The 9,810-nt window shown below is 65.4% G+C and carries 8 protein-coding genes and 1 pseudogene; 4 read left to right on the top strand and 5 right to left on the bottom strand.

The annotated features are described in order from the left end of the window. Nucleotides 1–656: 656 nt before the first annotated feature. Entirely contained in the window at nt 657–1,076 is a 420-nt protein-coding gene (locus EET03_RS19915) for an FxLYD domain-containing protein (protein WP_075541650.1), read from the bottom strand. A gap of 298 nt (nt 1,077–1,374) precedes the next feature. Between EET03_RS19915 and EET03_RS19905 the strand changes: the two genes are divergently transcribed. From EET03_RS19905 to EET03_RS19895, 3 genes are all read left to right on the top strand, one after another. Further along, the gene (locus EET03_RS19905; RefSeq protein ID WP_075541652.1) at nt 1,375–3,099 is read left to right on the top strand and encodes a DEAD/DEAH box helicase; all 1,725 of its coding nucleotides are present in this window, start codon (nt 1,375–1,377) and stop codon (nt 3,097–3,099) included. Further along, the gene (locus EET03_RS19900) at nt 3,096–4,235 is read left to right on the top strand and encodes an acyltransferase family protein (protein WP_075541653.1); all 1,140 of its coding nucleotides are present in this window, start codon (nt 3,096–3,098) and stop codon (nt 4,233–4,235) included. Before EET03_RS19905 ends, EET03_RS19900 begins: the two co-directional genes overlap by 4 nt. Before the next feature lie 84 nt (nt 4,236–4,319). After that, nucleotides 4,320–5,036: a siderophore-interacting protein gene (locus tag EET03_RS19895; protein ID WP_075541654.1), complete on the top strand. Its 717-nt coding sequence runs from the start codon at nt 4,320–4,322 to the stop codon at nt 5,034–5,036. Between the two features lie 143 nt (nt 5,037–5,179). Here the strand turns inward: EET03_RS19895 and EET03_RS19890 are convergent, their stop codons facing one another. The 3 genes from EET03_RS19890 to EET03_RS19880 all read right to left on the bottom strand — a co-directional run bounded on the left by EET03_RS19890 (nt 5,180) and on the right by EET03_RS19880 (nt 8,553). Next, nucleotides 5,180–5,761 (bottom strand): TetR/AcrR family transcriptional regulator, encoded by a 582-nt coding sequence (locus EET03_RS19890; protein WP_075541655.1) that lies wholly within the window; start codon nt 5,759–5,761, stop codon nt 5,180–5,182. Next, nucleotides 5,761–7,002: a cytochrome P450 gene (locus tag EET03_RS19885; protein ID WP_075541656.1), complete on the bottom strand. Its 1,242-nt coding sequence runs from the start codon at nt 7,000–7,002 to the stop codon at nt 5,761–5,763. Before EET03_RS19885 ends, EET03_RS19890 begins: the two co-directional genes overlap by 1 nt. A 183-nt stretch (nt 7,003–7,185) precedes the next feature. Next, entirely contained in the window at nt 7,186–8,553 is a 1,368-nt protein-coding gene (locus tag EET03_RS19880) for an FAD-binding oxidoreductase (RefSeq protein ID WP_075541658.1), read from the bottom strand. A gap of 90 nt (nt 8,554–8,643) precedes the next feature. Here EET03_RS19880 and EET03_RS31790 point away from each other — a divergent pair, with 90 nt between their 5' ends. Continuing rightward, on the top strand, nt 8,644–9,237 hold the full coding sequence (locus tag EET03_RS31790) for an SHOCT domain-containing protein (protein WP_244232449.1): 594 nt from the start codon (nt 8,644–8,646) through the stop codon (nt 9,235–9,237). Between the two features lie 4 nt (nt 9,238–9,241). On the opposite strand, the pseudogene EET03_RS19870 reads toward EET03_RS31790, so the two are convergent. After that, nucleotides 9,242–9,685: pseudogene (locus EET03_RS19870) on the bottom strand (MFS transporter); the annotation flags it as partial. Nucleotides 9,686–9,810: the final 125 nt, after the last annotated feature.

Here is a 9,810-nt window from a genome sequence, read left to right as displayed (position 1 = left end):
GTCGCGACTACCCCAGGAAGGAGCGAACCCCACCGGGACCTGGAACCCGGCGTCACCGCACGACACGCGGCGCCGAAACCTACCCGGCACCACGAAATCAAGATCAACAAGCGTCGCCGGCCCCACATCACGGCGTCACCTACACCCGCATGAAATTTTGAGGCATATGCCACAGGCGTCACTGGCGGAGACGGTGTTGTCGGTTTGCCCGGCTACCAGCGACTATCTCCGAAGCGAATGTGCGGCAGCACGATTTGTCGCTCGAAGCCGGGCAAAAAGACACACCCTGTTGCCTCGGGTGGCTGCAGTGACTGGTGGGACTGGTGAGCCGAAGGTCCGCGCGCCACGTGGACATAGCCATTCTTGCCGCGGTCCCGGTCGTCGCTTCTCGTCGAGCCCGCTGTTGGCCCGCGGGACTGCATACCGGAAATCATGCTGCAAGCCCACATGTTTCGTGTGTTTGTCGATCAGCTGACGAGCGGCAAACCCGCATGTCTCGCTCCGCGGTTAACCGTAGTCGTCAATCGTGAGCAAGGTCGGTGTACTTCCTGTCCGCGTCAGCGACGCGGTGTCGTGTCCGACGGGCCGACACGGAATACCGATATGCCGAATGACTGCCGCGAAAAGCATTGCATCGAGCCACAATCTGCGACTGCCTACTTGACCGGTGGCGGCATCGGCGGGTACTTCGACGCCTCGACGACCTTGAAGGTCGCTTTCTTCATCGTGTCGAATTTATCGCTGGTAACGAAGACGAACATGTCCTTCCGGGTGGCTTGACCCGGCGCAAGCGCCTCGACGAAAGCGGTATCGTCTGCGATGCGATTTCCGTTGGCATCCAAGGCTTCAACGTCGACGCTGAAGGATGCGCTCTTACTGCTCTTGTTGCGAAGCGTCACAACCATCTTGCCGGGCTTGTACGGATCGTCATCAGTGACAAATTGACCGAACTGCATGTCGAGATCGTTCCGCAGAATATCTTCCGTGCTCTGGCCCGTTATGGCCTTCCGTGAATCGCCTCGGTCCTTGAAGGAGTTGGCGATTGCTAGATGACCCTTCCCGAGCAGCTGGGCCACGACGCGCCGAAGCCAGGCTCCGTAGCAGGACACAAGACCCGTGACGGGCTGCGGCGGGAGCAGCAAACGCTCGCTGCTCCCGCCGACAGGGATCGCTGTCAGCGTGATTGTCTACTGTGCGGCCTTGGTTGCCGTGTTCCTGGCGCAAGTTCGTAAGGTGCCGTCGATTGCCGAGGGCATCTGTGAAGACCCGAATTCATCGTCGAGATATCGAATCACCGCCGCCATTCCCCTCGGCAGCCGATCGGCTACCGTGCCGTACGGCATAGCGGTGGATCCCGGCTAAACTCCGTGTGAAATGGTCACCCCGGACAACATGCCCGTCACCCCTCCCGACACCTTCGTCGACCTGCAGATCCACCCCTCGGTCCTGCGGGCGATCGCTGCCGTCGGCTACGAGTCGCCGACGGCCATCCAGGCCGCGACGATTCCGGCGCTGATGGCCGGTTCCGACGTGGTGGGGCTGGCGCAGACCGGCACCGGCAAGACCGCCGCATTCGCGATCCCGATCCTGTCCAAAATCGACGTCACCAGCACGGCGACCCAGGCGCTGATTCTGGCGCCCACCCGGGAGCTGGCACTGCAGGTCGCCGAGGCGTTCAGCCGCTACGGGGCGTATCTACCCAAGCTCAACGTGCTGCCGATCTACGGCGGGTCGTCGTATGCCGTGCAGCTGGCCGGGCTGAGGCGCGGCGCGCAGATCATCGTCGGCACGCCCGGTCGCGTCATCGACCACCTGGAGCGCGGGACGCTGGACCTGTCCCGGGTGGACTACCTGGTGCTCGACGAGGCCGACGAGATGCTGGCGATGGGTTTCGCCGAGGACGTCGAGCGCATCCTGTCCGACACCCCGGAATACAAACAGGTGGCCCTGTTTTCGGCGACCATGCCCCCGGCGATCCGCAAGATCACCACCAAGTACCTGCACGACCCCCTGGAAGTCACGTCCAAAGCGAAAACAGCCACGGCGGAGAACATTTCGCAGCGCTATATCCAGGTAGCCGGTCCGCGCAAGATGGACGCCCTCACCCGAGTCCTCGAGGTCGAGCCCTTCGAGGCGATGATCGTGTTCGTCCGCACCAAGCAGGCGACCGAGGAGGTTGCCGAAAAGCTAAGGGCCCGAGGCTTTTCCGCGGCGGCCATCAACGGCGATATTCCGCAGCAGCAGCGGGAGCGGACCATCACGGCGCTGCGGGAAGGCGGCCCCAAAGGCATCGACATCCTGGTCGCCACCGACGTGGCGGCCCGCGGACTCGACGTCGAACGCATATCGCATGTGCTCAACTACGACATCCCGCACGACACCGAGTCCTACGTGCACCGCATCGGCCGCACCGGCCGGGCCGGCCGCTCCGGAGCCGCGCTGTTGTTCGTCTCCCCGCGCGAACGCCACCTGCTCAAGGCGATCGAAAAAGCCACCCGGCAAACGATGACCGAGGCCGAGCTGCCCACCGTCGAGGACGTCAACGCCCAGCGGGTGGCTAGGTTCTCCGATTCGATCACCGGCGCGCTCGCAAAACCTGGCGTCGAGCTGTTCCGCAAGCTGGTCGAGGACTACGAACGCGAGCACGATGTGCCGATGGCCGACATCGCCGCAGCGTTGGCATTGCAGTCGCGAGACGGCGAGGCATTCCTGCTGGGACCCGAACCACCACCCGAGCGGCGCAGCGAGACCAAGAAGCCCGCAAGCGGCCAGCGCGCCGAACGGCCCGAAAAGCGCGGGAACGGCCCGGCGCTTAGCACGTACCGGATCTCAGTCGGCAAGCGTCACAAGATCGGTCCGGGCGCAATCGTCGGTGCGATCGCCAACGAAGGAGGGTTGCATCGCAGCGATTTCGGCCACATCGCCATCGGGGCGGACTTCTCGCTGGTAGAGCTGCCCGCCAAGCTGCCGCGCGCGGCCCTCAAAAAGCTCGAGCACACCCGGATCTCGGGCGTGTTGATCGACCTGCGGCCGGACCGGCCGGCCGGCAAGGCGCGCCGCTCCGACAGTGGCAAGCCACACCGGAAACGGGTCGGATGACCCTGTCCAAGGCCGAGGACGACCAAGGCGGACTCGAGCAGATCTCACACGTGGACCGCGTCGCGTCGCTGACCGGAATCCGGTCAGTCGCCGCCCTTTTGGTGGTCGGCACCCATGCGGCTTACACCACCGGCAAGTACACCCACGGCTATTGGGGTCTGGTGTCGTCCCGGATGGAGATCGGTGTGCCGATCTTCTTCGTGCTGTCCGGTTACCTGTTGTTCCGTCCCTGGGTGCGCTCCGCCGCCACCGACGGCCCGCCACCTTCGCTGAGCCGCTATGCCTGGCATCGGGTCCGGCGGATCATGCCGGCCTACGTCGTCGTCGTGCTGATCGCCTACATGATCTACCACTTCCGCACCGCCGGGCCCAACCCCGGACACAGCTGGACGGGGCTGGTGCGCAACCTGACGTTGACCCAGATCTACACCGATGGCTATCTCGGTTCCTATCTCCATCAGGGGCTGACCCAGATGTGGAGCCTGGCGGTGGAGGCAGCCTTCTACGTGGCCCTGCCATTCCTGGCCTACGTGCTCCTCGTGCTGGTCAGCCGGCGGCGCTGGCAGCCCAGGTTGATGGTCGGGGCGCTGGCGGGAATGGCGACCATCACACCGCTCTGGTTGGTCCTGATACACACCGTTGGCTTGTTTCCCGACGGCGCTCGCCTCTGGTTGCCCAGTTACCTGGCCTGGTTTCTCGGCGGCATGATGCTGACCGTCTTGCAGGCGATGGGCGTGCGCTGCTACGCGTTTGCCGCGCTGCCGTTGGCCGTCGTCTGCTATTTCATCGCCTCCACGCCGATCGCCGGCGCGCCCACGACCTCGCCGTCGGCGGTGACCGAGGCAGTGGTCAAGGCGTGCTTCTACGCCGTGATCGCAACGCTGGCGGTGGCACCGCTGGCCCTTGGCGATCGGGGCTGGTACTCGCGGCTGCTGGCCAGCCGACCGATGGTGTGGCTTGGTGAGATCTCCTACGAGATCTTCCTGGTCCACCTGGTGACCATGGAATTCGCCATGGTTCACGTGGTCCGCTACCGGGTATACACCGGATCGATGCTGAACCTCTTCATCGCGACGATGGTGGCGACCATCCCGGTGGCATGGCTACTGCACCGGTTTACCCGAGTCAAGTCGTAGGTGTCGGCGCCGTCCGGTCGTTCAGCGTTTTAGGTTACCCTGCCCTAAATTGATGCGAATGCGACGAAGGAACAAAGACGACTCATGACCGAACACAAGGCATCACGGGGCTGGCAGGGTGCGGTGCTGAAGCTCATGCGGGCCGGGGACTACCGGCTGACGGTGACCGGCTGGCGCGAGATCAGCCCCCATTACCTGCGGTTGAGCTTCGACGACGGCGGGATGTTGGGTGAACATGTCGTGCATCCGACCATGTGGATCCGGATGTGGTTCTCCGATGGCGACAAGTCGCACCAGCGTGGTTACACGCTGGTCGACCCCGATCCGGCTGCGGGTGCATTCGACGTCGAGTTCGCCCTGCATGAGGGCATCGCGTCGGACTGGGCACGCAACGCGCAACCCGGCGACACCATCGAGGCGACGGTGCTGGGCAGCAAGTTCGCCATCCCAGATCCGCCACCCGGCGGCTACGTCATCGTCGGCGACACCGCATCACTGCCGGCGATCAACTCCTTGCTCGGATCGATCGGCGACGCGCCGGCGCAAGTGTTTCTCGAGGCCGGCTACGACGAGGACAAATCGCTGCCGGTCGCCCGCACCGACGACGTCACCTGGGTGGATCGCAAGGACGACGGCAACGCGCTGCTCGAGACGGTGCGCGGGGCGGCGTTCGACGCGGGCGATCACTTCGGCTGGGTTGCCAGCAGCACCCGCACCACCCGCTCGGTCGCCAAGGCACTGCGTGAGGACTTCGGCATTCCGCGCAAATCCATTAAGGCACAAGCCTATTGGATGGCCTGACCGGCGAAGCGGCTCGGGTCGACCCCGGGCCCACCCCAAACCGGGGCGTCAGTACCGGCGGAAGTGGCGGGTTGCTGCGGGAAGCTCGATGGTCATCTGGGGGCGCGAACGCCCGGCAGCCGCATCATGACGTCGGGCAGTGACTATGGGGAGGCCGATACCGGGGCCACGACGGGGACGACGAAATCTTCGATCATGGCCCGCTCGTCGGCTTCGTCTCGTCCCGGGAACGTCAGCAGCGAGATGATCACGCGCACCGCCCAACGGGCCCGCCGTTCGACGGCGGCGCCCTCACCGGAGCCGAGCGACTGCAGGAACGCAGCGGCCAGCGCGGTAATCACCTCCGACTGTCCGGCAATCTCGCCGCCGATCGGCGGACGGGTCGCGGCAAACCACGCCGCCAGCGCGGGGCTCTCGCGCACCATCCGCAAGGTAGCGGCGATGCTCGCGACGAGCCGTTCTTTCGGATCCTCGACCCCGCTGATCTGCTGCATGATTTCACGACCGAGCCGCCTGGTCTCGCGGTGCACATAGGCAGTCCGCAACGCCTCGCGGCTGTCGAAGTACCTGTACAGCGTCGCGCGGGAACATCCTGCGGCCCTGGCGATCTCGTTCATGCCGATCGAGGCCGGGTCGCGCTCAGTGTAGAGCTGCGCGGCGGCGTCGAGGATGCGGTCTGCGGCCACCTCGGTGCGGCGCGCGGCCAGCCAATCGGTTCCGGCCATTACGACTTCACCCGAAACGGCACCGACAACGGCCGGCGGACGTAGCTGCCCCCGGACCACACGATTGCGGCCTCGTCGATCTCGAAGTGCGGGCAGCGGAGCAGCAGTTCGGTCAGGGCGACCCGTGACTGCATCCGCGCCGCGGCCGCACCCAGGCAATGGTGGGCACCATGACTGAAGGTCAAGATGTTGCGCGGGCAACGGGTGACGTCGAGTTCACCTGCGTCCGAGCCGTATTGGCGCTCGTCGCGATTGGCCGAGCCGTACAGCAGCAATACCTTGCGGCCAGCCGGGACGGTGGTGTCGGCGATCGTCACGTCATTGGTCACGGTGCGGGCCAAGCCCTGTACGGGCGAGGTGAGCCGCAGTAGTTCCTCGATTGCATCGGGTATGCGTTCTGGTTGGTCCACCAGCAACCGCCGCTGATCGGGCCGCTGCTGAAGCAACGGCATCGACCCGCCAAGCATTCCGGTGACGGTGTCGTTGCCACCGGTGACCATGGTGAACGTGAAGGCAAGTATCGAAAGCGTGCCGGCGATGTCGCCGTCTGCCCCGACCCCGGCGGCGACCAGGTGTGAAATCGTGTCGTCCCCGGGTTCGCTTCGGCGGCGCTCGATCAATCCGGTGAAGTAGGCCATCATCGAGCCGACCGCATCGCCGACCGTTTCCAGTGCGCCCGCGATGCCGCCTTCGGCGGTGTTGGCCGCGACGATGGCTTGGGTCCAGCCGTCGAACTGGGCCCGATCCTCTTCGGGCACCCCGAGATAGTGCGCGACCACCATCGACGGCAGGGGTTTGAACAGCTCGGCGGCAATGTCGCCGCCGCCGTTGGCGCGCAGCCTCTCGATGCGCTCGACGACGAACTCTTTCACCTTGGGCTCTACCGCCTCGACTTGGCGTGGAGTGAAACCGCGCGATACCAGCTTGCGAAACTCGGTGTGCACCGGCGGGTCCTGCATCACCATCGGCGGGTTGTCTTGCAGCCCGATCAACTCCAGCTCACCGTAGTTGACCGTGAGCCCCTGTGCGGAGGAGAACGTCTGATGGTCGCGGGCCGCTGCCCAGACGTCGGCATGCCGGGACAGCACGTAGTAGTCCTGGTCCGGGCTTCCGGGCGGGACGACGTGGTGGACCGGGTCATGGTCTCGCAGTGCCCGGTACATCGGCCAGGGATTGGCCCATGTTTCAGCGGTGACGAGCTGAAACACCGGCGGAGCATCATGAGACACTACAGCGGTCATGTCTCAGTGATACGACAGCTATCGGCTATATGTCAACAGTGCGGCGTCGAGTGTGTGTCCAGGGATTCCAAAGTGAGGCCCTGGCGCCGCCGCGGGCCTTGGGCTCGCCCGGGGCGCACACTCGACGCCCTGGCCGCACGCTCGACGCCGTCACTGCACACTCGGCGCCGAGACTGCGACCGATCAGATCCCACTGCCGGGGTTGAGGATGCCCAGCGGGTCCAATGCCTGCTTGATGCGCCGGTTGAGATCCATCGCGTCAGGCCCGAGGTAACCCGCCAGCCACGGCCGCTTCAGCCGGCCGACACCGTGTTCGCCGGTGATTGTGCCGCCCAGCCCGACGGCCAGGTCCATGATTTCGCCGTACGCGAGCTGGGCGCGCTCGACCATTGCGACGTCTGCGGGGTCATAGACGAGCAGCGGATGGGTGTTGCCATCGCCGGCATGGGCGATCACCGAGATCATCAGCTCGCGTTCGTCGGCGATCCGGGCAATCCCGCTGACCAATGAGCCCAGCGCGGGCAAGGGCACCCCGACGTCTTCCAGCAACAGCGATCCCTTGGCCTCCACCGCCGGGATGCAGAATCGGCGAGCGGCGACAAACGCCTCGCCCTCGTCCGGGTCGTCGGTCGAAAACACTTCTGTGGCACCGTTGTCGGTGAAGACGCCGGCCATGACCGCGGCGTCTTCGGCGCCGGCGCCGCCGCGCTCGTCTGAGCCGGCGACCAGCATGGCCGCCGCGCCGCGATCCAAGTCCATGCGCATGGTGTCCTCGACGGCGTTGATGGCCACCGAATCCATGAACTCCAGCATTGACGGGCGAAGCCGCGCGGTGACGCCGAGCACCGCGTCGACGGCCGACTCCACCGAGGCAAAGCTGGCCACCACGATGCTGGACGCATGCTGCGCGGGCAGCAGCCGCAACGTCACTTCGGTGATGACGCCGAGCGTGCCTTCGCTGCCGACGAACAGCTTGGTCAGCGATAGCCCGGCCACATCTTTCAAGCGGGGCCCGCCCAACCGGACCGCGGTGCCGTCGGCCAAGACCACCTGCATGCCCAGCACATAGTCGGTGGTGACGCCGTACTTCACACAGCACAAGCCGCCGGCGTTGGTGGCGATATTGCCGCCGATGCTGCAGATTTCGAACGACGACGGGTCCGGCGGATACCACAGGCCGTGTTCGGCGGCGGCCTGCTTCACCTCGGCATTGAACAGGCCGGGCTGGCATACCGCGGTCCGGGTGACCGGGTCAATACTGATGTCGCGCATCTTCTCCGTCGACAGCACGATTCCGTTGTCCAAAGCGGTGGCCCCGCCCGACAATCCGGTGCCGGCTCCGCGGGTGACCACCGGTACCCGGTTGGCGGTGGCCCAACGCAGGACGGTCTGCACCTCGTCGGTGCGGCGCGGCCGGACCACGGCAAGCGGCTTGCCCGCCGACGGATCCAAAGCGCGGTCGTGACGGTAGCCGTCGGTCACCGCGGGGTCGGTGACCACCATCCCGTCGGGTAGCGCGGCGATCAAGCTTGCCAGCGCCGGTGCATTCAGGGCGTCGACGGCGTTCACCGAACCGATCCTACGGGCGGTCGCTGTACAGTGAAGCGGTCCTGGGACGGGTTCGGGCAGAGTTGGTGTCGGTTGTTTGGACGAAGGAAACTCGGCAAAGTCGGCGTTCGCGCGTCTGCCGATGTGTTGAGCGCTGAGCAGTCGATCATCTCGATCACCATCGCCAACCCGAACCCGGTCAGTAACACCGAGGTTCATTGGACGCTGCGGCTGCGGGTCACACCGGAAACCGAGCCGTCGTTCGAGGCAAACCTGACGGCGGCGTTCCCGGAGTCGACCAGGCCGCGGCCCGGAATGCGACTGGCGGTGATCTATGACCCGAAAGACCACAACCGAATCGAACTGGACCACCAGCGGGCAACAGCCGACGTGGCCATGGACGCCGTCACCGCGGCTCAAGCCGACCTGGCCGACGCTCGGGTGATGGGGAGGCCCCTTGGCGACATCATCCGCCAAGCCATGGCCGACCCGGACGCGTTGCGGGAAGAGATGATGCGCCGGGGCATCGAGATGCAGGACCAGGCGGTCAATGTGGTCTGGTCCAGCGCGCCACCGCAGAGCTCGGACCCGATCGACAGGTTGGAAAGATTGGCCGCGCTCAAAGAGCGCGGCATGCTCACCGACGCGGAATTCGAGCAGCAGAAGCGCCGCATCCTCGGCAGCTGACCGGCTACACCGGCGAACTTTGCCGAGGCATCTCTTCGGGCGCGCGGTCCAGTTCCCGAAGCGATGGGAGCCGGGTGCACACCAGTCCGGTCAGCAAGATCGGCAGCGCCAACGCCAAGAACGTCACATTCAGTCCGGCGGCATCGGTCAACGGGCCGGCCAGCAGTAATCCCAACGGGCCGGCGGCAAAGGCCAGCGACGTCATCACTCCGACCACCCGGCCGCGCAGATAGTGCGGCGCCCGGGTTTGCATCACGTAGTTGTAGATGGGCTGGATCGGCCCGTAGACCAGCCCGATCACCGCGCAGCACACCAGGATGACCGGCAACGGCGGCAGGAGTGCGATGACGGCCGTCGCGGCACCGAGGGTGAGCACCGCGGTCAGCATGATCGTGCGCCGGCTCACGTAGTTCGACACCGTCGCATAGCCGAGTGCGCCGACTAGTCCGTAGTTCCCCCTATTGAGTGGGCTTCGAATTCTCAATGTTGTTCGTGAGCAGGTGTTTTACGGTCATGCGATGCGGGTGAAGTAGTCATGTATTATCGTATCAGTGTCGGCGTGTTCAGTTGCCA

The organism is Mycobacterium innocens, from assembly GCF_900566055.1.
Taxonomy (GTDB): domain Bacteria; phylum Actinomycetota; class Actinomycetes; order Mycobacteriales; family Mycobacteriaceae; genus Mycobacterium; species Mycobacterium innocens.
Note: the sequence above shows the minus strand (reverse complement) of the source record. Positions and strands in the feature narration are given on the sequence as shown.